This is a genomic window from Geobacillus sp. FSL W8-1251 (assembly GCF_038005945.1).
Taxonomy (GTDB): Bacteria; Bacillota; Bacilli; order Bacillales; family Anoxybacillaceae; genus Geobacillus; species Geobacillus stearothermophilus.
In genome coordinates this window covers 398093-421047 of the sequence record NZ_JBBOUF010000001.1, presented here as the reverse complement: position 1 = coordinate 421047, position 22955 = coordinate 398093, and the positions used below count along the sequence as shown (strand labels likewise).

The following is a 22955-nucleotide window of genomic DNA, read 5'->3' as shown; positions in this document are numbered from 1 at the left end:
TTTTAACATGGAGAAACCTCAAAAGCAGTTCTTCTTTTCACTCCAAAAGGAAATCGCTTTTTGTCCTCCGCCTTAATAGATGCAATTTAAATTTGTAGCTTTTACTGAGCATTGGATCGACTGTCGAACGACCGAACAAACACCGCTTTCAGCCCCATGAATGGGTCTTTAAGCGAGTCGTTGTTCGGTCTTCCGTCACGCTAAAGCGTGACGGAGGCAAGCCATAGGCTTGCCTTCGACAGTCAAAAATGGATGAGCCACTTTTCCGTCAAGGATATGTTAAACGATTTCGTTGCATCTATATATATCGTTTTGCTGTTATTGCCGCGCCTCGCGAAGCTGGTGTTCGGCGCGGGCCAATGTTTGTTCGCAACGGGCGAGAAAATCACCGTCGACGCCCGTTGCTTCTTGGCGGGCGCGCGCAAGTTGGTCGCGGGCGTTTTTCACCGCTTGTTCGGCATGGCGAAGCATCTCGGGGTCGAGCTGCATCGTCGCCTGGCCGACCATTTTCTCCGCCGTTTCGACGAACATTTCCACTTGCTTTACATCGTTGTATCCCGTATGTACGTCGGTATCGCGTCTGACCATATGAACACCTCCTTTTCTTTATTGTTTGCCGCTTGGTGAAATTTATGCCAATCAAATGAAAAAGGCATCCTGCGATGGTGCAGGATGCCTTTCTTTCCGCTCCCGTTCTCTCGTCTATGTCAACGAAGTCTTATAATTTGACAACGTTCGCTGCTTGCGGTCCGCGGTTTCCTTGTACGATTTCAAACGAAACTTCTTGGCCTTCTTCCAACGATTTGAACCCTTCACCTTGGATCGCCGTGAAGTGAACGAATACGTCCGAACCGCCTTCCACTTCGATGAAACCATAGCCTTTTTCGTTGTTAAACCATTTTACTTTACCACGTTGCATAATGCTGAATTCCTCCTAATACCTTTAGCCTGTTCGGCTAACCTCAAGATTTTTATCAAATAACAAAATATACTTCACAGCCATCCAAGATGCGTCTTCATGTTGAATGCCTGAAATATATTCTGTTATGTGATGACTTTACTATACACTACCGCGGGTGGCCGCGTCAAGCAAAAGAAAGGAAATTTCCGAAAAAAGTTGTTTGCTGGCCCGAAAAACAATGCGTTGAAAAGGAAAACGGGCCGCTGGGGAGAAAAAAGTCATGAGCGGGCAACAACGGCCATACATTGGAATAGGAACGACGAAAAGGGGGAGAAGCGGATGTACCGCGGAAAAATCGCGGGAAAAGAAGTGATCGTTCGATTGGGCAACCGGGTCAGCCTCCGCTATTTCAGCGACAATAAAATTTACCACATGGTTCTTTCGTACGGAGAGTCGGCGTTTCGCAAAGGGCAGGATATGTTTTGCATCTATAATGACCGCGTCGGCTTGATTGTCGCGGAAGTCGAGCAACAGGACGTCCCGGTCATTCGAATCGATTACATTATCGAAAACGAAAATGTGTACGAATAACCAATTGACAGCGGAAGGCGAATGCGGTAATCTCTAATGTAAGCGGTAACAAAACAAGCCGCATTCGTCCTTGTTTCTCCCAGGGTCAGACGTGCCGCGCCAGCATCGTCTGTTTATTTTTTGGCTCGCGTTGAAACAAGCAGCTTCGTTTTTTCGTATGATGATATGACAAGAGAGACAAAGAGGTGACTACGGTGTTATTGCGCAAAATGATGTCAAGAGTCGGAGTCGGGTCGGCGCACGTCGACTTGATCTTAAATAAATCGTTATGGCGCCAGGGGGAAATGATTCAAGGGATCGTCCACATTTACGGCGGAACGGTGGAACAAAGGATCGAGCGGCTCGATGTGGAGCTCGTGCAAAAAACAATCGAAAACAGCAAGGAACTGGATGCCATTGTCGCCGTCATTCCGGCGGCCGGAGCGTTTTTGATCAAGCCGAGCGAGAAAAAGGAAATCCCGTTTTCCTACACGATTCCGGAAACCTTTCCGCCATCGCGCCCCGGCCGGTCGTACCGGTTCATCACCCGCCTTCATATCGAAGACGCGGTCGATACGCTCGACTTCGATTACGTGCAAATTTTGCCGAAAAAATAGTTTGACAGCGTTTTCAACAGATGATATGCTAAAAGCAAGTTAATACGTTGTGGTGGAGAAGCGGAGACCCACACATATTCCTCGTTGATGGGCGGGAAGTGTGCGGGTTTTTGCTTTTTCGCCCAACGGTTCATTCTCCGGAGGGGCTGGACAAACAGGAAATGGAAGAAGAAATCACGAAATGAAGAAAAGGGGGAAGAGAACAAATGTCGCCATTTTTAGGGGAGCTCATCGGCACGGCACTGCTCATCATTTTCGGCGCGGGTGTATGCGCCGGGGTCAACTTGAAAAAATCATACGCGGCCAACTCCGGCTGGATTGTTATTACGATGGGGTGGGGGTTGGCGGTGGCCGTGGCCGCATACGCTGTCGGCCAGTATAGCGGCGCCCATCTCAATCCAGCGCTGACAGTCGCGTTGGCGCTCGCCGGTGATTTTCCGTGGAAAGACGTGCCGGGCTATATTACGGCGCAAGTGCTTGGAGCCGTCATGGGAGCGGTCATTGTCTACCTCCACTATTGGCCGCATTGGAAAGAAACGGACGACCCGGGCGTCAAGCTTGGCGTGTTTGCGACAGGTCCGGCCGTGCCGAATGCGGCTGCCAACTTGCTTAGCGAGATCATCGGCACGTTTGTGTTGGTGTTGGCCATCTTGGCCATTGGCGCCAACCAGTTCGCCGATGGGCTTAATCCGTTTGTCGTTGGTTTTTTGATCGTGGCGATCGGCCTGTCGCTCGGCGGCACTACGGGATACGCCATTAATCCGGCCCGCGACTTTGGGCCTCGGTTGGCCCACTTTTTGCTGCCCATCCCAGGGAAAGGATCATCAAACTGGTCGTACGCATGGGTGCCGATCGTCGGACCGCTGCTTGGCGGCGCGCTAGGCAGTTTGGTGTATAAAGCTGTTTTCTTGGGAAAACCGTCAGGCGCATTATGGGGAGTGCTGGCGGCAACGGCAGCCGTTTTGGCGGCGGCGAAGATGACAAACGGAAAGACAGTGAGCGCCACAAGCCGCCGTTCTCTGTAGCTGGCATATGGGGATTGCAAGCTCATCAAGGAGAAGGGGGAAGAAGGTTATGAATCAATACATGTTAGCCATCGACCAAGGCACAACGAGCTCGCGCGCGATTTTGTTCAATCAAAAGGGCGAAATCGTCCATATGGCGCAAAAAGAGTTTACGCAATATTTTCCGCAGCCCGGCTGGGTTGAGCACAACGCCAATGAAATTTGGGGATCGGTGCTTGCGGTCATTGCCAGCGTCTTGTCCGAAGCGCAAGTGAAGCCGGAACAAGTGGCAGGGATCGGGATTACGAACCAGCGGGAGACGACGGTGGTGTGGGAGAAAGACACCGGCAACCCGATTTACAACGCCATCGTCTGGCAGTCGCGGCAGACGGCCGGCATTTGCGATGAACTGAAAGCGAAAGGGTATGACCCGCTATTCCGCAAAAAAACCGGCTTGCTTATTGACGCCTATTTTTCCGGGACAAAAGTGAAATGGATTTTGGATCATGTCGACGGAGCGCGCGAACGGGCGGAGCGCGGCGAATTGCTTTTCGGCACGATCGATACGTGGCTCATTTGGAAGCTGTCTGGCGGCCGCGTCCATGTAACCGATTACTCGAACGCGTCGCGCACATTAATGTTTAACATTCATACGCTCGAGTGGGATGACGAGCTGCTTGATATCCTAGGCGTACCGAAGGCGATGCTTCCTGAGGTTCGGCCGTCGTCGGAAGTGTACGCGAAAACCGCCCCTTATCACTTCTTTGGCGTCGAGGTGCCGATCGCGGGAGCCGCAGGCGACCAGCAGGCGGCCTTGTTCGGGCAGGCGTGCTTTACGGAAGGGATGGCGAAAAATACGTACGGCACCGGCTGCTTTATGCTCATGAACACCGGGGAAAAGGCGGTCGCGTCAAAACACGGGCTGCTCACGACGATCGCTTGGGGAATAGACGGCAAGGTCGAATACGCCCTTGAAGGCAGCATCTTCGTCGCCGGTTCAGCCATTCAATGGCTGCGCGACGGCTTGCGGATGATCAAAACGGCGGCGGACAGCGAAGCGTATGCCGAAAAAGTCGAGTCGACCGACGGGGTGTATGTCGTACCGGCGTTCATCGGGCTTGGCACGCCGTATTGGGACAGCGAGGTGCGCGGGGCGGTGTTTGGCCTCACGCGCGGCACAACGAAAGAGCATTTCATCCGGGCCACCTTGGAATCGCTTGCTTACCAGACAAAAGATGTGCTCGCCGTCATGGAAGCCGATTCCGGCATCTCGCTGACCACGTTGCGCGTTGACGGCGGGGCGGTGAAAAACAATTTCCTTATGCAATTCCAGAGCGATTTGCTTGCCGTTCCGGTCGAACGTCCGGTTGTGAATGAAACGACGGCCTTGGGTGCGGCGTATTTGGCCGGGCTGGCGGTCGGCTACTGGAACAGCCGAGATGACATCGCCGCCCAATGGCAACTCGAGCGCCGGTTTGAGCCGAAGATGGATGACGACAAGCGAACGATGCTCTACGATGGCTGGAAAAAAGCGGTGCGGGCGGCGATGGCGTTTAAATAACTATAGGGAACAAAGCAATAATCGATCGTAAATGGGCGGCCGCGGTCAAGCTGTGTCCTTTTCCACTTTTTTGTTCATTGCTTAGGCAGATGTTCCTTTCGTGGAGCATCTGCTTATTTATCTTAATTAGGCGAGAAGACTCCCACTTCAACGAAGCGAAGCGGAGTAAGTGGGAGATGAATCGCCTTAACTATATTTTGCTGAAAATAGGATAGATTCAGTAAAATATAGTATAATATAGTTAGATGGGAGGTGAAAAAATGTATTTTTGTATCAAACAACAGCTAAATGGTTTGACCAAAGAAGAATACTTGACTCTTCGAGAACTGTGCCATATTGCCAAGAACATGTACAACGTCGGATTGTACAATGTCAGACAATACTATTTTGAACACAAGGAATTTCTTAATTATGAGAAAAATTATCATCTTGCAAAAACTAACGAAAACTATAAGCTGTTAAACAGCAACATGGCACAGCAAATTTTAAAAAAGGTCAATGAAGCCTTTAAATCTTTCTTTGGTTTGATCAGTCTTGCCAAACAAGGAAAATATGACCACAAGGCTATCAGTATTCCAAAATATCTTAAAAAAGATGGCTTTCATTCACTGATCATTGGCCAGATTCGTATAGACGGCAACAAATTCACGATACCGTATTCTCGCCTATTTAAAAAGACTCACAAGCCTATCACGATAACGATTCCGCCTGTGTTACTGGACAAAAAGATTAAGCAGATTGAAATCATTCCTAAGCATCATGCCAGGTTCTTTGAGATTCAGTACAAATATGAAATGCCTGAAGATCAAAGAGAATTAAACGACCAAAAAGCACTGGCCATTGATTTAGGATTAAACAATCTTGCCACTTGTGTCACATCAGACGGCAGATCATTCATCATTGATGGGCGGAGATTAAAAAGTATCAATCAATGGTTTAACAAAGAAAATGCCAGACTTCAAAGCATAAAAGATAAGCAAAAAATCAAAGGCACCACTCGTAAACAGGCTTTGCTTGCTATGAATCGCAATAATAAAGTGAATGATTATATCAACAAGACTTGCCGTTACATCATTAACTACTGTATTGAAAATCAAATTGGCAAACTTGTCATTGGCTATGCGGAAACATGGCAACGCAATATGAATCTAGGAAAAAAGACAAATCAAAACTTTGTCAATATTCCTCTCGGTAACATAAAAGAAAAACTAGAATATCTTTGTAAATTTTACGGCATTGAATTCTTGAAACAGGAAGAATCCTATACGTCTCAAGCCAGCTTTTTTGACGGCGATGAGATTCCTGAATATAATGCCGACAATCCAAAAGAATATAAGTTCAGCGGCAAACGTATTAAGCGCGGCTTGTATCGAACAAAGTCTGGCAAACTAATGAATGCTGATGTCAATGGCGCATTAAACATCTTAAAGAAAAGTAAAGCTGTAGACCTGAGTGTCTTATGCTCTAGCGGCGAAGTGGACACGCCTCAAAGAATAAGGATTGCTTGAAGCAGTCAAACTTCTTTGGAAGCCCCCACTTCAAATTTTCGCTAGAAAATTAAGTGGGGGTAGTTCACTGTCCAAAAAATAGTGGTTGAAACGAACAGACGAAATCATATCGTGCATTTTAATCCCCTTATTCAAACGGGAAAATGGAGGGAACAAATAACAAGATCAAGCTGATGAAACGTCGGGGATACGGACACAGAAATATCCAGCGTTTTGCATGGCGGGTTCGGCTAGAAACAGCTAACATACTTTCATGACAGGTGCAAGTACAACTTTTGGTGATGAACCTTTCTATAAATATTGAATTTACGAAAAAAAATGATAGAATACTAATTGAATTTACAAAAAAAAATGATAGAATATTATCTAAATATTATATATAGCCTAAAATTTAGTAATACTAACAAAAGGGAGAAGGACACATTGGCAAAGCAAACGTTATTGGAAATTGAGGAGCTGCGAGTCTCTTTCCGCATCGGTGATGACTATTATGCGGCGGTCGACGACGTTTCGCTGGCGATCGGAGAGAACGAAGTCGTCGCTCTCGTCGGGGAGTCGGGTTGCGGCAAAAGCGCACTCGCTTTGTCGATCATGGGTCTCCACCCGCCCGAAAAGACAAAAATTGAGGGGCGCCTGCACTTTAAAGGGACAAATTTGCTGTCGCTCTCCGTTGCCGAACTCAATCGCATCCGCGGCAAAGAAATCGGGATGATCTTTCAGGATCCGTTAACGGCGCTCAATCCACTCATGACGGTCGGCCGGCAGATCGAAGAAAGCATGGATTACCATCTGCGGCTGTCAGCAGCCGAAAAAAAGAAGCGAACGATCGTTTTGCTTCGCAAAGTCGGCATTCCGGAGCCGGAAAAGGTGTACCACCGTTATCCGCACGAGTTGTCCGGGGGGATGCGGCAGCGGGTCGTCATCGCGATCGCCATCGCCTGCGAGCCCGCCCTGCTCATCGCCGATGAACCGACAACGGCGCTTGATGTGACGATTCAGGCGCAGATCATAGGGCTGCTCAAAGAGTTGCAGCAGCAAATGAAAACGAGCATTATTTTAATCACGCATGATTTGGGGGTGGTGGCGGAAATGGCGGACCGTGTGGCGGTCATGTATGCTGGGGAAATCGTTGAGTTAGCGGACGTCGATACCATTTTTCACCGTCCGCTTCATCCATACACTCGCTCATTGTTGCAGTCGATCCCGTCTGCGCAGACGAAAAAGGAACGACTCCACGTCATCCAAGGGATCGTTCCGCCGCTGCATAAACTGCCGCGGCGCGGCTGCCGCTTCCAGCCGCGCATCAGCTGGATTGGGGCGGATAAGCACGAATCGGATCCGAAGTTGCGGGAAGTGGAGCCGGGGCACTGGGTGCGTTGCACATGTTACCAACATTTTTATTTTCCCGATGATCAAACGGTAGGTGGAATCGGCTATGGCGCTTCTTAACGTCAACCATTTGAAAGTATACTATCCGGTGCGCGGCGGTTTTTTTCGCCGGGTGGTCGACCATGTCCGCGCGGTGGACGATGTCAGTTTCACGCTGAACAAAGGGGAAACGTACGGGCTCGTCGGCGAGTCCGGCTGCGGCAAGACGACGACAGGGCGCACGATTATCGGTTTGATCCGCGCCACGGCCGGGGAAGTGCTGTTTGAAGGGACGGATTTGACAAAGCTTCGCCGCCGCGAGTTTCATCCGTATCGGAAAGACATCCAGATGATTTTCCAAGATCCGTATTCTTCGCTCAATCCGCGCAAACGTGTGCTCGACATTGTCGCCGAGCCGCTCCGCAATTTTGAACGCCTGTCCCCGCAAGAGGAGCGGCAGAAGGTGCAATACGTTTTAGAGCGGGTCGGCTTGAGCGCGGAGTCGATTTACAAATATCCGCATGAATTTTCCGGCGGACAGCGCCAACGCATCGGCATTGCGCGGGCGCTCACGCTCAATCCGAAGCTCATCATCGCCGATGAGCCGGTGTCGGCGCTTGATGTGTCGGTGCAGGCGCAAGTGTTGAATTTCATGAGAGAAATCCAGCAGGAGTACGGGCTGACGTATTTGTTCATCAGCCATGATTTAGGGATCATTCGGCATATGTGCGACCGCATCGGCATTATGTACCGCGGCCGGCTCGTGGAGGAAGGGACGAGCGAGGAGATTTTTACGAATCCTCAACATATTTATACGAAACGTCTGCTCTCCGCCATTCCGAACGCCGATCCGCGCGAACGCGGCCGGCAGGAGGCGCTTCGCCGCGAAGTGGAAAAAGAATATGAGCAGTCGTATTCCCGCTATTTTGATGAAAACGGCCGGGCTCACCCGCTCAAGCCGATTTCGCCGACGCACTCGGTGGCCATTCCGTAAAGAGGGGGAGACGGGAAGATGCTGAAATTTATTTTACGGCGAATCCTCATTATGATTCCGCAATTGTTTTTGCTGAGCGTCCTCATTTTCTTGCTGGCGAAGGCGATGCCGGGCGATGCGCTGACGGGGCAGCTGGCGGCCAACCCGAAAATGGATCCGCAGACGCTTGAGGAAATGCGGGAAAAACTTGGCTTGAATGATCCGGTACATATTCAATACATCCGTTGGGTGAAAAACATGCTGCAAGGGGATCTCGGCCTTTCCTATATCCACCAGCAGCCGGTCACTGATCTGCTGGCCGGACGGATCGGGAATACGGTGTTGCTGTCGGCGGCGATTTTAATTTTGACGTACCTGATTGCCATTCCGCTTGGCATCGTGTCGGGGCGATGGACAGATACATGGGCTGATAAGCTGATCGTCGGCTACAGCTATCTCGGGTTTGCCACGCCGATGTTCATTTTTGCTTTGATCATGCTGTTTATTTTCGGTTTTCACCTTGGCTGGTTTCCAACCGGCGGCAGCGTGGACGTTCAGGTCGAGGAAGGGACGCTCGCTTACTATTTAAGCAAATTGAACCATCTCATGCTTCCGGCGTTGTCGGGAGCGCTCATCAACACGGTCGTTACGCTTCAATATTTGCGCAGCGAAATCGTCGATACGAAAGTGAAAGATTTCGTGAAAACGGCGCGGGCGAAAGGCGTGCCGGAGCGGCACATCTATTGGCGCCATATTTTGCGCAATTCGTTTTTGCCGATCGCGGCGTTTTTAGGGTATGAGATCACCGGGCTTGTCGGCGGTTCCGTGTTTTTGGAGTCGATCTACAGCTATCCGGGGCTTGGCCAGCTGTTTTCGCAGTCGATTATGCAGCGGGATTACAGCGTCGTGACGGCGCTCGTCATGATTTCCGGCCTGGCGACGCTGGTGGGCACGCTGTTGTCGGACATCATTTTGAGTGCGGTCGACCCGCGCATCCAGATTGAGTAGGGAAGGAGGAAGACAGCTGACATGAAAGCGGAAATCAGCGGCCCAACGCCGGCCGGAGCGAACATCGAGAAAAGCCCTTCCGCCTTTTCGATCATGTGGCGGGAGGTGGTTCGGGATCGGCTCGCGCTTGGTTCGCTCATCATTTTAGGAATCCTTTTGTCGATCGTCTATGGCGTGTCGCTCTTTTTGGATCAAGAGGAAATCGTGAAAGTGGATTTTCTTTCCATCTATTCTCCGCCGTCAGCGGAACACTGGCTTGGCACAGACTACGGAGGGCGCGACGTGTTTGGCCAGCTCATCATCGGCGCCCGCAATTCGTTTACGATCGGGCTGGCCATTACGCTCATCACTGGGGCGATCGGCCTCATTGTCGGATTGGTGGCCGGCTATTTCGGCGGCTGGATTGACAATGTCATTATGCGCATCATCGATTTTATTCTCGTTCTGCCGTTTTTGATGCTCGTTATTGTTTTTGTCGCCATTGTGCCTAAATATAATGTATTGACGTTCATTTTGATCATGAGCGCGTTTTTGTGGACGGGCAAAGCCCGGCTGATCCGCGCCAAAACGCTGACCGAGCGCGAGCTGGATTATGTCAGCGCGTCAAAAACGCTCGGCACGCCAGATTGGAAAATCATTATTTTTCAAATTTTGCCCAACCTCAGCTCGATCATTATCGTCAATTTGACGTTAAATTTGGCGGGCAACATCGGCATCGAGTCCGGGCTCACGTATCTTGGCTTCGGGCTGCCGGAGAGCACGCCGAGCTTAGGGACGTTGGTCAGCTATGCGACCAACCCGGATGTTTTGCAAAACAAATGGTGGGTTTGGTTGCCTGCGTCATTGCTTATTTTAGTGATGATGCTGTGCATAAATTTCATCGGCCAAGCGCTGAAACGTGCGGCTGATGCAAGACAACGACTAGGATAAGGGGGAAGAAAATGTGAAGAGAAAATGGCTGGCGGCTCTCGCCGCGCTCTTGCTCGTGCTCGCCGGGTGCACGGGCAAATCCGACACAACGAGCGGAAAGGGCAACAATAACGAAAAACCGGCGGCTCAGAAGGAAGACATCAGCAAATTCCCGATGACGGTGAAAAACGACGGGAAAATCATCGATGGCGGCGTGTTGAAATACGGCCTTGTGTCCGATACGCCGTTTGAAGGGATGCTCAGCTCTGCATTCTACACCGGAGCGCCCGACGCAGAGATTTTGCAATTTTTTGACGAGTCGCTTTTCCGGACGAACGGTGACTATGAAATTACAAATGATGGGGCTGCCACGTATGAGTTGTCGGATGATAAAAAGACGATGACAATCCATATTAAAGACAATGTGAATTGGCATGACGGCCAGCCGGTGACCGCTGAAGACTTGGAGTATGCGTATTTGGTCATCGGCCATAAAGATTACACCGGCGTCCGCTATGGCGATGCGCTCATCCAAGGGATCGTCGGGATGGAAGAATATCACAGCGGCAAAGCGGATAAAATTTCCGGCATTAAAGTCATCGACAAAAAGACGTTGACGATCACATGGAAACAGGCCAATCCGTCGGTGTTGACTGGCATTTGGGCGTATCCGCTGCCGAAGCATTACTTGAAAGACATTCCGATCAAAGACTTGGCGAAATCGGATAAAATCCGGAAAAAACCGATCGGGTTCGGTCCGTTTAAAGTGAAGAAAATCGTTCCGGGCGAGTCGGTAGAGTTTGTTCGCAATGATGACTACTGGGCTGGCAAACCGAACTTGGAAGGCGTCATTTTGAAAGTCGTCAGCCCGCAAGTCGTCCTGCAAGCGCTGAAAAAAGGCGAAATTGACGTCGCTGGGTTCCCGACTGACCAATATTTGAACGCGAAAGGGACGAAAAACATTCAGTTTATCGGTAGAGTGGGTTTGTCGTACAGCTATATCGGCTTTAAACTCGGCCATTGGGATGCGAAAAAGCAGGAAAACGTAATGGACAATCCGAAATTCCAAAACAAAAAACTGCGCCAAGCCATGGCGTACGCCATCAACAACCAAGAGGTGGCCGACCGCCTGTATCATGGTTTGCGCTTCCCGGCGAACACGCTCATTCCGCCGTCGTTCCCGGGCTATCATGACAGTTCCATCAAAGGGTATACGTACAATCCGGAAAAAGCGAAACAATTGCTGGATGAAGCGGGATATAAAGATGTGGATGGCGATGGCCTCCGCGAAGATCCAAACGGCAAAAAATTCAAGATCAACTTCTTGGCGATGAGCGGTGGGGACATCGCTGAACCGCTGGCCAAATTTTATATGCAATGCTGGAAAGATGTGGGTCTCGATGTTCAGCTTGTAGACGGACGCTTGGCGGAGTTCAACTCCTTCTACGATATGGTCGAAAAAGACGATCCGAAAGTGGATGTCTACGCCGCCGCTTGGTCAACTGGAACGGACGTCGACCCGTACGGATTGTACGGCCGCAACGCCATGTTCAACTACTCGCGTTGGGTGAACGAGAAAAATGATGAGCTGCTGGAAAAAGGCCATTCCGAGCAGGCGTTTGACAAGGAGTATCGCCGGAAAATTTACAGTGAATGGCAACAGCTGATGAACGAAGAAGTTCCGGTCATCCCGACGTTGTATGGTTTGTCCATTTATGCCGTCAACAACCGCGTCGCCAACTTTACGGTTGACCCGAGCTCGAAACTGACGTGGAAAGATGTCGGCGTCACGTCCGAGCAACCGGAAGTCGAACAATGACGATTGTTGCCTTTGATGATGTACGATAAGATAGAAGATAAATTGCATACGTCTTATCAAGAGTGGGCGAGAGAACGGGCTTGATGACCCCACAGCAACCTGCCGCAGGCAAGGTGCTAACACCCGCAAAGCGGTTTCGCTTTGGATGATAAGAACGGCTCATGACCCCTTTCGCCTCATTCCGAGGCGAAGGGGGTTTTTGTCGATGGGAGGTGAAGGAGAAACAGTGGAGGAGGCGGTTTCGCTCCGTGCTTGCATGGCCGCTCATCTCCCTGCCGCAGCGTTCTCCGTTTGTGTCATGCGCTGTGTGCAGGCGGAGCTCATCCGGTTTGACTCTAAGGCGGCGGCTGACAAGCATCTTGGCACAAATCCGCCGGTTTATGAAAACATACGGCCTTGACCGCGGCGGAACCGAGCGGGAGTATATGCGCATTTTTCAAGACATTTTGTACAATCCCGTCTTGTATCGCATCGTTCAAGAATTGATTTTATTTTTATATCGGTTGTTCCACTTGCCAGGCACCGCCTTTTTCTTAATGACAAAAGCCGTCGATGCCCGCCGTTTGATCGACGCCGTCGCTTCCTTTGTCGGCAGCTACTCCATTGGGTTATTGATCACTAATAAAGTGTTCAAAGAAGGCAAATATACCGTGAAAGAAGCGGCGATCATCGCTACCGGCTTTTCCACTGTATCCGTGACATGTGAAGAAGTTGGGATTAAGTTAATAGTAACTGAAGAGTCTTATACAAGCGGAACATCATTTTTAGACGGAGAAGCTCCAACCAAAGAAAATTATAATAAAAACAGAAGAATTAAAAGAGGTTTATTTAAATCCAATAAAGGGATTTTAATAAATGCAGACGTGAATGGAGCTTATCAAATAATTAAAAAAGTATCTCCAAATGCTTTTAACAAAAGCTATGGAGTAGAGGCTGTGGTGTTACAGCCATCTAAGATATCCGTATCTTAGTAAAGAGTAATGTTTTTTATTATATTTCTTTAATATTTTTTACCATTTTTAACATTACTCATAACATGGGAGAACTTGCGCGATGGCTTCATCATGATGATGGGCATTTTGCCGTCCATTATGTCAGTCGGACTGATCGGGCTGTTGCTCGCTGAATATACGCCGGTGTTTGACTGGTTGGGTTACCTGTTCTACCCATTCACCCTTCTGTTGCAAATCCCTGAACCGCTGTTGGCTGCGATTTTCGGGTTCGCCGCCATTCCATCAACCCGATTGAGAAGTTTCAGCGCCATGAAAGCCTGTCCATCTTCCAGACAGGCTTTCACGTCGTTTCCCGCTGCTGCTTTAACAAATCGCGAATTTCTGTCAATAGCTCCTCCTCTTTCGTCAGCGTCGGTGCGGTTTCCTTCACCTCTTCCTGCTTTTTCACCCGTTCATACAGCGTGTTGATCAATTTCACAAACAGGAAAATCGAAAACGCGATGATCAAAAAATCGACGACTGTTTGGATAAACGCCCCATATTTCACTTCCGCTTTGCCGACTTTCCAAGACAAATCGCTGAAATTGATGCCGCCTAGAATCAGCCCGACAAGCGGCATGATGATGTCATTGACGAGCGAGGAAACGATTTTGCCAAACGCCCCGCCGATGATCACCCCAACGGCTAAATCGATGACATTGCCGCGGACGGCGAATTTTTTAAACTCGTTCCACATGGTCATCTCCTTCCGAAGAAAATGTTCGTCTGCTATTATACCCGACCGGCCGCAACATTGAAACTTTTTAGCTTAAATCGTAGCAAATCAATTGGTTTTTATATATTATAGAATACGTTCATCAACCAAAACAAAAGGGGGAACGCATCGTGGAAGTGACCGCACAACAACGAGACGTTCGCGCGAAACAAGCAGCGAACGCCCCGAAACATCCGACTGCGTGGATTATTGCGGTCTCCATCCTCATATTGATCGGTGGCACGTTGTTCTTATATAGCCGTGTTTCCTGGCAACAGGCGCTTTTGTATGTGCTGGGAGCGTTTGGTGGATTTGTATTGTACCAGGCGCATTTTGGCTTTACATCCGCCTGGCGAAAGTTTATTCTATACCGCCAAGGGAAGGCATTCGGGCACAGATGATCATGATGGCGGCAGCCAGCGCGTTGTTTTTGCCGCTGCTCGTGAAAGGCTCAGTGCTCGGGCACCCGGTGTCAGGGTATGTATTTGGCGTGGGAGTATCGGTCATCGTCGGCGCTTTTCTGTTTGGCATCGGCATGCAGCTTGGCGACGGCTGCGCGTCGGGGACGTTGTACCATATCGGCGGGGGCGATGCGAACGGCATCGTGACGCTCATCGGGTTCATCGCTGGCTCCGTCATTGCGACGACCCACTTTGACGTGTGGGCGAAGATGCCGCAATGGAAGCCGTTCTCGTTCATTGGCGAGTTCGGCCCCTTGGGAGGGTTTTTGCTTCAGTTGGTTTTGCTTGCGGTCGTCTACTATGCGGTGACGGTGATGGAAAAACGACGCCACGGCCAACGCGTTGCTGCATCGCTTGAGAACCATCATGGCTGGAAAGCGATTTACAAAGGGCCGTGGCCGCTTCTGGTCGGGGCGTTGCTCTTGGCTGTAACGAACGCGCTTGTGCTGATGATTAGCGGCAAGCCTTGGGGCATTACGTCCGCCTTCGCCCTTTGGGGAGCGAAGTTCGTGCAGCTGTTTGGCGTCGATCCGACTGCTTGGGCGTACTGGCAAGATGAAGCGAAACGGCAGGCGCTCGCGAATCCACTCTACTACGATACAACGACCGTGATGGACATCAGCTTGATGGTCGGCGCCTTATTGGCCGCAGCGCTCGCTGGCCGCTATACGAAGCCTGTGCAATGGAAGCGTCCGACGCGCATGACGATCGGTGCGCTGATCGGTGGGCTGATGATGGGATACGGAGCCCGGTTGGCGTTCGGCTGCAATATCGGCGCGTATTTCGGCGGCATTGCTTCATTCAGCGCCCACGGCTGGGCGTGGTTTGTCTTTGCTTTCCTCGGCAGCCTGATCGGCGTCAAACTGCGTCCGTATTGCGCGTACAAAAACTAAACGTTCCGTCGTTTTGGCGGGGTGCTTTCTTTATGCAGGACGGCATATGGTACAATGGGCAGTGAGGCTTCGACAAGAGCAGCTGCCTGCTTGTTTGAAATCGTTTTCCTTGTTTTGGGAGAGCGGAAGGAGGACAGCGGTGTTCATTGGGAGAGGAGGGAAAAGGCATGCGGCAAGCGGCCTCGATCGTCTGCATTGGCGGGGCGAACGTCGACCGAAAGGCGCGGTTGCTCACTCCGTTTCGGCTCGGCACGTCCCATCCCGTCACCACGACGCAAACCGCGGGTGGGGTGGCGAGAAACATCGCCGAAAACTTAGGACGGCTTGCTCAACCTGTTTTGCTCGTCAGCACCGTTGGCGATGATCGCGATGGACAGTGGCTCGTTGACGTGACGAGCCGATATGTCAATACGAGCTTCATCGTGCGAACGCCAAAAGCGAACACCGGGACGTATACAGCGGTGCTCGATGAACGCGGCGAGATGGTTCTCGCCTTGGCGGATATGGCCATTTATGATACAGTGGGGGGAGAATGGCGAAAGCAACAATGGACTCGGCTCGGTCCGATTTCTGCGGTCGTGCTTGACACGAATTTCCCGAAGGCTGTCATTCGTTCGGTGATTGCACAATGTCGCCAAGAGGACATCCCGCTTTGTGTTGTGACGGTGTCGGTTCCAAAAGTGAAGCGATTGCCCAGCGATTTGTCTGGTGTGACGTGGTTTGTCACGAATGAAGCGGAGGCTAAGGAATTTGTGGGACGCGACGGACATACGGACGACATCATGAAAGCGATCCTTCAAGCCGGCGCCCAGAATGTTGTCGTCACGCGCGGCGCAAACGGCGTCGCGTACGCCACCAAGCAAGGGGAAACAGAAGCGATTGCGGCGCCGAAGGTTGAGGTCACCGACGCCACCGGAGCGGGCGACGCCTTTGCGGCTGGATTTTTGTACGGCGTCTTAGGCGGACATACGGTGGAAGACGCCTGCCGCTTTGGGATGAGCAGCGCGGCGCTTACGCTGCAAACGGCCGAAACGGTGCATCCCGCTTTGAATGAACACCTGTTGCAAGCCGCCTATGCGCGGTATTTTCGCGAAGGGGGAACGAAGTGATATGAATGATTTTCTCGTCTTTTCCGAAGAAGTCGCTCAAGCGAAGGCCGAAAAAAAGCCGATTGTCGCCTTAGAATCAACGATCATCTCGCATGGCATGCCGTATCCGGAAAACGTGCAAACGGCGAAAGCGGTTGAACAGATCATCCGCGACCGCGGCGCCGTGCCGGCGACGATCGCCATTTTAAACGGAAACATCAAAATCGGGTTGACCGAAGACGAACTTGAACAGCTCGGGACAAGCCGCGATGTAGAAAAAGTGAGCCGCCGCGACTTGCCGTATGTCGTCGCCATGAAGAAGCACGGGGCGACGACCGTGGCGGGGACGATGATTTGCGCCCAGATGGCGGGCATCCGCGTATTTGCGACCGGCGGCATCGGCGGCGTGCACCGCGGCGCCGAACAGACGATGGACATCTCGGCTGACTTGCAGGAACTCTCGCGCACAAACGTCGCGGTCGTCTGCGCCGGGGCAAAATCAATTTTGGATTTAGGGTTGACGCTTGAATACCTCGAGACGCACGGCGTTCCGGTCATCGGCTATCAGACGGACGTCCTGCCGGCGTTCTATTCGCGGACGAGCCCGTTTCGCGTCGACTATCGCCTCGACAGCGTGGAAGAAATCGCTCAGTTCATCGAAACGAAATGGAAGCTTGGGTTAAACGGCGGTGTTGTGATCGCCAATCCCGTCCCAAAAGAAGAGGAGCTCGAGGAGTCGTATATCACCGCCATCATCGAACAAGCGCTCAAGGAAGCAGAAAAGCAGCACATCACCGGCAAAGCGGTCACCCCGTTTTTGCTTGACCGTGTGAAAACGTTAACCGAAGGGAAAAGCTTAAAAGCAAACATCGCCTTAGTGAAAAACAACGCCGCCTTGGCGGCCGACCTTGCCCGAGAGCTTTCTTGATGCGAACGCCCCCGCCTTGATGGAAAGGCGGGGGCATGATGGAGTTCACGGGAAAGGAAAACGGTTTTCAAATCGGGCGCGATTTCGTCTAAAGTGTTGTGGAAATTAAGCTCCCGTACTTTGACCTAAAAAACAACCCGCCCCATGCGTTGAAGCAGGGAGCGGGCTTTCCGCTTAAAACGCCACCGCCATCAAGCTTAAGCTCCCATACTGGTACTCACGGAACAACACGCGCGGCGCCCCGCCGCGATCGCCGGCCCCGTAGGCGATCCAGTACGGCGCGAGATGCTCGGGCGTCGGCACGGCCTGCTTGGCGTACGGCGCCTTGTTCTCATACTCGAACACCTCTTCACTATGGGCGGCGGATCGGCTGAGAAGCCAATCATCAAATGCGACGGCCCATTCGTCCGCCTCCGCATGCCCTTCCCAACGGAGCGCCATCAAATTGTGCACCGTCCCGCCGCTGCCGATGATCATCACGCCCTCATCCCGCAGCGGGCGCAGCGCTTCCCCGAGCTGCAACAATTGCTTCGGCGTCCACCACGGCACGACCGACGCTTGCACAACCGGAATATCCGCTTTCGGAAATAAGCGGTAGAGCAGCACCCACGAACCGTGATCCAACCCCCGGGTCCGATCAACGGCCACTTCCGCCACACCAGCGAGACGCTCGCGCACGCGCTCCGCCCACTCGACCGACCCGCGCGCCGGATACACCACTTCATACAGCTCGCGCGGAAATCCGGAAAAATCATAAATCATGTCATACGTCCCCTCAACCGCCGAAACCGTCGGTTGGCGCGTCATCCAATGCGCTGTAAAGATGACGACCGCCTGCGGGCGAATTCCTTCCCCGAGTTTGCCCAAAAACGCCGTGTACGCATTGTCTTCGATTGCCAACATCGGCGAACCGTGAGCGAGAAACAGGGCGGGGGGTCTCATCGTTCCATTCCTCCCTTGAACCATATTGACAAATTTGCTTGCGGCCTAATGCCGCCTCCAAACGATTCGCCGAAAAACGGCGCCGGAATTTCTCATCCCTAGTGTAGCATAAACATCTTTTGCTCTTCTATGCACACGCTTTCTTTAACCGTGCGATGGAGGTTTGAATCTTCTCGTAGGCGTTTCTGTCTCCCTTACGATGAGGAGCTTTTCTTTGTCTCCCGCCATATTCATCGCCGCCCAACCCGATCGGGCGTTTGGGGAGAATGAAAGAGAGATATCACCAAGACGAATGTGCTCCTTCAACGCGCTTCTCCTCCGTGAATGCTCGAAAAAGTGGCTCTCCTACTAGTTAAGAGAGCTAATTTTTTAGTAGAATAGAAGAAAAATAGAAACGAAGAAAACATTTCGGCACGAAGGAGCTATTCTTATGTCATTGCACGATCTGTTCCGTGAAGTGATGGCCATCTACGAGCAAGACAAGCAGGAAAAACTGTCGAAAGAGCGGCGGACGTTTCAGTTAGTGACGCGGGCGATTCCAGAGGCGTTGAAAGCGCTGCCGTTTCTGCCGCCTGATCGGTATATGGTGAAAGGGTCGGTCGGTCAAGGGAATTGGACCGACGTGCCGTGGGTGGCGGTGATGGACCAAGAAGTGACGGATTCGACGCAGCGCGGCTATTATATCGTCTACTTGTTCAGCGAAGATAGGCGCCGTCTCTATTTGACGCTTGCCCAAGGAGTGACGGAGACGCCGAAAGACGAAATGGAGCGGGTGAAGCGCGGCATCCGCCAACTCATTCCTGCCGGAGAGCGCGTGCGGACCGATGATGACATTCGTCTTGGCGAAAGCAAACGGGCGAAAGACTACGAACGGTCGGTGGCGGCGTATATCGCCTATTCGTTTGACGATCTGCCATCCGATGAACAACTCGCGCGCGACCTCGAAACGATGATCGATTATTACCGACAGTATGTAGAGCGAACAGAACCAATGGCACCGCCCGAGCAGGTCTTTTCCTATCGGGAGGCGGTTGAGCATATTCATTCATACATATCCGCTAAAGGGTTTTACTATACGAAAGAGGAAGTGGCCAACCTCTTTCTATCGTTAAAAACAAAACCGTTCGTCATCTTATCCGGCATTTCTGGAACGGGGAAAACGAAAATCGTTCAATGGCTCGCCGAGAGCGTCGGCGCGACGGAAGACAACGGCCGCTTCGCCTTGATCCCCGTCCGTCCGGACTGGAACGACGGCTCCGATTTGCTTGGCTATGTCGACATTAAAGGCGAGTTCAAGCCTGGGCCGCTTGCGAACGTCATCATCGAAGCCGAGAACCATCCCGACAAACCGTATTTCGTCGTGTTGGACGAGATGAACCTCGCCCGCGTCGAGCATTACTTCAGCGATGTGCTGAGCGTGATGGAAAGCCGCCGCTGGGAAAATGGGCGCATTGTATCGTCGCGGCTGCTGCCGCGAGAAACGGCGGGGCGCGACCTTTTTCTCCCGCCGAACGTCTACATCATCGGCACGGTCAACATGGACGAGACGACCCACCCCTTCAGCAAAAAAGTGCTCGACCGCGCGAACACGATCGAGTTCAACCGTGTCCGTCTCGACCATCTCGACTTTTTGCGCGATGTGCCGACCGTTGCGCCCCTGCCCGTCGGGCAGGAGCTGTTCGCGGCGCGGTATTTGCATTTGAAAGATGTATATGCCGATTATCCAAAGCTGGTAGAAGACGCGACGAAACAGCTCGTGGACATCAACCGCATCCTTGAGCCGCTCGGGGCGCATATCGGTTACCGCGTCCGCGATGAAATTTGTTTCTACCTTGCGTATAACGAAGAAGGAAAGCTGATGGAATTTGACAAGGCGTTCGACTATTGCCTCATGCAAAAAATGTTGCCGCGCCTTTCAGGAAGCGACGCGCGGCTCGAGCGGGCGCTCAAACAGCTGTTTGTCCTGTGCGCCGGCTTCGAACCGGACGGGGACTACAGCGGCGCGCTGGATGTGTCGTACGCCCGCTATCCAAAAAGCGCGGAGAAAATTTGGCGCATGCTGCGGAGGTTGGAGGACGATGGCTTCACTTCGTTCTGGCTCGGGGCGTGACGACTATGAGCTCGTCCATATCGAAACGGAACAGCTCACGCTCGTAATCAAAGGAAAGCCGTACCATGAACAATACGAAGGGCTCAAGCAGTACCGCCGCCTCGATTTCCACGAGACGATGGAGTTTTTCGCAAGCGGCGAAGGGGTGCGAAACGTCAAGCTGTTTGACGTGGACGCTGGCGAGCTTGTCGACTGGTCGGGCGGCCACCGCCCGATTTTCTTTGAAAACGGCGTCTATCAGCTGCTTGTCGTTCCGAAAACCGACCGGGTGCTCTCCTTTTACCATGAGTCGCCAGCGCTGAGAAACGCCATCAGCCGTGTTGATATCGGCGGCCAAGCGGTGTTGATGGGAAATCTCCATTTCCCGAATGAAGTCGGGCTGTCGACATTCGAAATCCGCGACGGCCACCGCTCGGTTTTGGACGTGACGATCGAAATTTTCCCGACGAAATTGACCTACAAACAAGACTACCAGCGACTGCTTGATGAAGTGAGCGAAGAAATTTACAACTTGGCGTTTCACTTTATCAAGCGCACATACCAGCGGGCGAAGGCGAAGCGCAGCGGCGCGCCGTCCCGAAGTGAATTTTTCCGGCTTATGGAGGCGCATATCGGCGATTTTTTGCAGGCCATTCGCCATATCGAGCGGCAGCCGCACCATCAACTGTCGACCGTCCATGTGAGGGTGCGCGGCGACCAGCTCGGCCGTTTGGATGCGGCAGGACGGAATGATTTGCGCAAGCGGCCGCATGTGTTCCGCGATGTCAAACGCGGCATCGACATTGGAAGTCGAACCGTCATGCCGCAATCGGGGCTCAAAGCGAAACAAGAACTGACGTACGACACGCTCGAAAACCGGTTCGTCAAATGGATGATGACGCGCCTTGCCGAGAAGCTGCGCGATTTGTTCGAACACGTGCAAGGGAAACAAAGACGGTACGAAACAGAACCGGATCCGGATTTGCTGGAGCGCATCCAATCGATGATCCGCGCCCTCGAAACCCGTCTCCGCCACTCTTTTTGGCGGCCGATCGGGCGGCTTGACCGCTCTGTTGCGAGCCTCGTCCTGCAAATGGCGCCTGGATACCGCGACGCCTATCAGCTGTTTCTCCTCATCACCCGCGGCCTCGCCTTGCAGGGAACGCTGTACCGAATGTCCGTCAAAGACGTGGCGACGCTGTACGAGTACTGGACGTTTCTAAAACTCGGGCAGCTTCTCGGGAAAAAATACAGACTCATCAGTCAAAACGTCATCCAAGTGAACCGCTTGGGGCTGTTCGTCCATCTCGACAAAACCCGCTCCGCCAAGCAAGTGTACGAACATCCGCACACGGGCGAGCGAATCACGCTCACGTACCAGCTGTACGAAGGGAGGCTGCCGACCGTCCCGCAAATGCCCGACACGGTTTTGGCGATTGAAAAGAAGGGAAAAGACTATACGTTCAACTACATTTTCGATGCCAAATACCGCCTCGATTTCGCCGTTTCCGGCAGCGCGTATGAAAAACGGTACGGAATGCCAGGCCCGATGGAAGACGACATCAACACGATGCACCGCTACCGTGATTCCCTTGTCGCCCGCCGCGGCGGCCCGTACGAGCGCACCGCCTTTGGCGCCTACGTGCTCTTCCCGTGGCATGACGAAGACAGCTACCAAGCGCACCCGCTGTACAAAAGCATCAACGACGTCAACATCGGCGGCCTGCCGTTTTTGCCGAATGCCACCCGCCTGGTCGAGCAGTTCATCGAGCGGTTGATTGAAAAGAATCCCGAAGAACTGCAAAACGAAGGCATCCTGCCGCAAGGGATCATCGAAGAATGGCGGTCGGCGTTCGACGAGCATGTGCTTGTCGGCATGGTGCCAAGCGCGCGGCATTACGAAGCCTATGTGAAGCACCGCTTCTACCACATCCCGGTCAAGCAGCTGAAAAAAGGCTGGCAAAACGCGCGCTACATCGCCCTTTACCCGAAGCGGGGAGCCGCCCCGCAAAACGGGGTCACGTGCTTTGGCAAAATCGCCGCTGTGAACATCGTCAAACGATCGGCCATCACCGAGCTGCCGAAACGAAGCGATGACGAATACGTTCGCTTCGAAGTCGAAAGCTGGCACTTTCTCCAACACGTCATTCGCCCTGTCGGCTACGGCATCGCCGTTTATGCGATGACGACGCTCAACACGCTCAAACAGGCGAAAGAACTGCCCGAACTGTTCATGAAATCAAGCGACGAAATCGCCCTTTGGCGCATCCTGCGGCGGCTGTCCGACCGCATCCGCTTCGACCTGGACGCCCGCTACTTGGATCAGGCGTCCAAAATCACCGCGTACCGCGTCAAGAACGTGTCCATCCGCCTGGAAAGCGGCCGTCTCATCATCACAAACGGCGCAAAGCACAAAACAATCCCCGCCGACCTGCTCCGCAGGCAGCCGTCGGCCGTGTTTCGCGAAGTGGTGGGGATGATGGGGGAGGTGTAGAAAACGAAGAACTTATTATTGTAAGGTAAGGACGTAGGAAAGACAAAACTGATGTTTTTTGTGAATGAAGGTCTATTTCCAACAAGAATTTTGCCTGTAAGACGATTTATTCGAC

Annotated in this window: 18 protein-coding genes, 4 pseudogenes and 1 riboswitch; of the genes and pseudogenes, 18 read left to right on the top strand and 4 right to left on the bottom strand. The window is 52.2% G+C overall.

All coding sequences use genetic code 11. The annotated features are described in order from the left end of the window. Positions 1-318 precede the first annotated feature (318 nt). Both NSS88_RS02150 and cspD read right to left on the bottom strand, forming a co-directional pair. The gene (locus tag NSS88_RS02150; protein ID WP_055358701.1) at positions 319-588 is read right to left on the bottom strand and encodes a DUF2564 family protein; all 270 of its coding nucleotides are present in this window, start codon (positions 586-588) and stop codon (positions 319-321) included. Between the two features lie 130 nt (positions 589-718). Then, on the bottom strand, positions 719-919 hold the full coding sequence (gene cspD / locus NSS88_RS02145) for a cold-shock protein CspD (RefSeq protein ID WP_033015550.1): 201 nt from the start codon (positions 917-919) through the stop codon (positions 719-721). Positions 920-1240: 321 nt separating this feature from the next. On the opposite strand from cspD, the gene NSS88_RS02140 reads away from it, so the two are divergent. The 13 genes and pseudogenes from NSS88_RS02140 to NSS88_RS02075 all read left to right on the top strand — a co-directional run. After that, complete coding sequence (locus NSS88_RS02140; protein ID WP_033015581.1) at positions 1241-1492, top strand: hypothetical protein; 252 nt, start codon at positions 1241-1243, stop codon at positions 1490-1492. Between the two features lie 194 nt (positions 1493-1686). After that, positions 1687-2088: a sporulation protein gene (locus NSS88_RS02135; protein WP_055358700.1), complete on the top strand. Its 402-nt coding sequence runs from the start codon at positions 1687-1689 to the stop codon at positions 2086-2088. A 206-nt stretch (positions 2089-2294) separates the two neighbouring features. After that, on the top strand, positions 2295-3113 hold the full coding sequence (locus NSS88_RS02130; protein ID WP_033015552.1) for an MIP/aquaporin family protein: 819 nt from the start codon (positions 2295-2297) through the stop codon (positions 3111-3113). Positions 3114-3162: 49 nt separating this feature from the next. After that, positions 3163-4653, top strand: a complete 1491-nt coding sequence (glpK, locus tag NSS88_RS02125; RefSeq protein WP_033015553.1) for a glycerol kinase GlpK — start codon at positions 3163-3165, stop codon at positions 4651-4653. Between the two features lie 260 nt (positions 4654-4913). Next, positions 4914-6161, top strand: a complete 1248-nt coding sequence (locus tag NSS88_RS02120) for an RNA-guided endonuclease InsQ/TnpB family protein (protein WP_341082832.1) — start codon at positions 4914-4916, stop codon at positions 6159-6161. An 85-nt stretch (positions 6162-6246) separates the two neighbouring features. Continuing rightward, a pseudogene (locus NSS88_RS02115) lies at positions 6247-6418 on the top strand (transposase); the annotation flags it as partial. A 166-nt stretch (positions 6419-6584) separates the two neighbouring features. Further along, a complete protein-coding gene (locus NSS88_RS02110) occupies positions 6585-7610 on the top strand; it encodes an ABC transporter ATP-binding protein (RefSeq protein ID WP_033015554.1) in 1026 nt (341 codons plus the stop codon). Further along, positions 7597-8523 (top strand): ABC transporter ATP-binding protein, encoded by a 927-nt coding sequence (locus NSS88_RS02105; protein ID WP_061580709.1) that lies wholly within the window; start codon positions 7597-7599, stop codon positions 8521-8523. The genes NSS88_RS02110 and NSS88_RS02105 overlap by 14 nt, the downstream gene beginning before the upstream one ends. 18 nt (positions 8524-8541) lie before the next feature. Continuing rightward, entirely contained in the window at positions 8542-9510 is a 969-nt protein-coding gene (gene opp4B / locus NSS88_RS02100) for an oligopeptide ABC transporter permease (RefSeq protein ID WP_121649976.1), read from the top strand. A 21-nt stretch (positions 9511-9531) separates the two neighbouring features. Next, positions 9532-10440, top strand: a complete 909-nt coding sequence (locus tag NSS88_RS02095; protein ID WP_049625311.1) for an ABC transporter permease — start codon at positions 9532-9534, stop codon at positions 10438-10440. Between the two features lie 13 nt (positions 10441-10453). Further along, on the top strand, positions 10454-12238 hold the full coding sequence (gene opp4A / locus NSS88_RS02090) for an oligopeptide ABC transporter substrate-binding protein (protein WP_121649977.1): 1785 nt from the start codon (positions 10454-10456) through the stop codon (positions 12236-12238). 50 nt (positions 12239-12288) lie between these two features. Then, a riboswitch (SAM riboswitch) is annotated at positions 12289-12393 on the top strand. 180 nt (positions 12394-12573) lie between these two features. Continuing rightward, positions 12574-12750, top strand: a pseudogene (locus NSS88_RS02085) (AraC family transcriptional regulator); the annotation flags it as partial. A gap of 525 nt (positions 12751-13275) precedes the next feature. Continuing rightward, positions 13276-13449: pseudogene (locus NSS88_RS02075) on the top strand (YjiH family protein); the annotation flags it as partial. Positions 13450-13531: 82 nt separating this feature from the next. Here NSS88_RS02075 and mscL read toward each other — a convergent pair. Next, entirely contained in the window at positions 13532-13927 is a 396-nt protein-coding gene (gene mscL / locus NSS88_RS02070) for a large conductance mechanosensitive channel protein MscL (RefSeq protein WP_063166175.1), read from the bottom strand. A gap of 149 nt (positions 13928-14076) precedes the next feature. On the opposite strand from mscL, the pseudogene NSS88_RS02065 reads away from it, so the two are divergent. The 3 genes and pseudogenes from NSS88_RS02065 (at position 14077) to NSS88_RS02055 (ending at position 17315) form a co-directional block, all read left to right on the top strand. Beyond that, positions 14077-15299, top strand: a pseudogene (locus tag NSS88_RS02065) (YeeE/YedE family protein). A gap of 167 nt (positions 15300-15466) precedes the next feature. After that, complete coding sequence (locus NSS88_RS02060) at positions 15467-16408, top strand: carbohydrate kinase family protein (RefSeq protein WP_055359086.1); 942 nt, start codon at positions 15467-15469, stop codon at positions 16406-16408. Between the two features lies 1 nt (position 16409). Then, the gene (locus NSS88_RS02055) at positions 16410-17315 is read left to right on the top strand and encodes a pseudouridine-5'-phosphate glycosidase (protein ID WP_055359085.1); all 906 of its coding nucleotides are present in this window, start codon (positions 16410-16412) and stop codon (positions 17313-17315) included. A gap of 174 nt (positions 17316-17489) precedes the next feature. On the opposite strand, the gene NSS88_RS02050 is transcribed toward NSS88_RS02055, so the two are convergent. After that, positions 17490-18257, bottom strand: a complete 768-nt coding sequence (locus NSS88_RS02050) for a DODA-type extradiol aromatic ring-opening family dioxygenase (RefSeq protein WP_055359084.1) — start codon at positions 18255-18257, stop codon at positions 17490-17492. 430 nt (positions 18258-18687) lie between these two features. Here NSS88_RS02050 and NSS88_RS02045 point away from each other — a divergent pair, with 430 nt between their 5' ends. Beyond that, complete coding sequence (locus NSS88_RS02045; protein WP_341082813.1) at positions 18688-20367, top strand: MrcB family domain-containing protein; 1680 nt, start codon at positions 18688-18690, stop codon at positions 20365-20367. Further along, a complete protein-coding gene (locus tag NSS88_RS02040; RefSeq protein ID WP_061580477.1) occupies positions 20336-22840 on the top strand; it encodes a restriction endonuclease-like protein in 2505 nt (834 codons plus the stop codon). Before NSS88_RS02045 ends, NSS88_RS02040 begins: the two co-directional genes overlap by 32 nt. Positions 22841-22955: the final 115 nt, after the last annotated feature.

Excerpts from the sequence above, each read along its gene's own strand:
- NSS88_RS02150 (WP_055358701.1), bottom strand. The coding sequence starts at position 588 with ATGGTCAGACGCGATACCGACGTACATACGGGATACAACGATGTAAAG.
- cspD (WP_033015550.1), bottom strand. The coding sequence starts at position 919 with ATGCAACGTGGTAAAGTAAAATGGTTTAACAACGAAAAAGGCTATGGT.
- NSS88_RS02140 (WP_033015581.1), top strand. The coding sequence starts at position 1,241 with ATGTACCGCGGAAAAATCGCGGGAAAAGAAGTGATCGTTCGATTGGGC.
- NSS88_RS02130 (WP_033015552.1), top strand. The coding sequence starts at position 2,295 with ATGTCGCCATTTTTAGGGGAGCTCATCGGCACGGCACTGCTCATCATT.
- glpK (WP_033015553.1), top strand. The coding sequence starts at position 3,163 with ATGAATCAATACATGTTAGCCATCGACCAAGGCACAACGAGCTCGCGC.
- NSS88_RS02120 (WP_341082832.1), top strand. The coding sequence starts at position 4,914 with ATGTATTTTTGTATCAAACAACAGCTAAATGGTTTGACCAAAGAAGAA.
- NSS88_RS02105 (WP_061580709.1), top strand. The coding sequence starts at position 7,597 with ATGGCGCTTCTTAACGTCAACCATTTGAAAGTATACTATCCGGTGCGC.
- opp4B (WP_121649976.1), top strand. The coding sequence starts at position 8,542 with ATGCTGAAATTTATTTTACGGCGAATCCTCATTATGATTCCGCAATTG.
- NSS88_RS02095 (WP_049625311.1), top strand. The coding sequence starts at position 9,532 with ATGAAAGCGGAAATCAGCGGCCCAACGCCGGCCGGAGCGAACATCGAG.
- mscL (WP_063166175.1), bottom strand. The coding sequence starts at position 13,927 with ATGTGGAACGAGTTTAAAAAATTCGCCGTCCGCGGCAATGTCATCGAT.
- NSS88_RS02060 (WP_055359086.1), top strand. The coding sequence starts at position 15,467 with ATGCGGCAAGCGGCCTCGATCGTCTGCATTGGCGGGGCGAACGTCGAC.
- NSS88_RS02055 (WP_055359085.1), top strand. The coding sequence starts at position 16,410 with ATGAATGATTTTCTCGTCTTTTCCGAAGAAGTCGCTCAAGCGAAGGCC.
- NSS88_RS02050 (WP_055359084.1), bottom strand. The coding sequence starts at position 18,257 with ATGAGACCCCCCGCCCTGTTTCTCGCTCACGGTTCGCCGATGTTGGCA.
- NSS88_RS02045 (WP_341082813.1), top strand. The coding sequence starts at position 18,688 with ATGTCATTGCACGATCTGTTCCGTGAAGTGATGGCCATCTACGAGCAA.
- NSS88_RS02040 (WP_061580477.1), top strand. The coding sequence starts at position 20,336 with ATGGCTTCACTTCGTTCTGGCTCGGGGCGTGACGACTATGAGCTCGTC.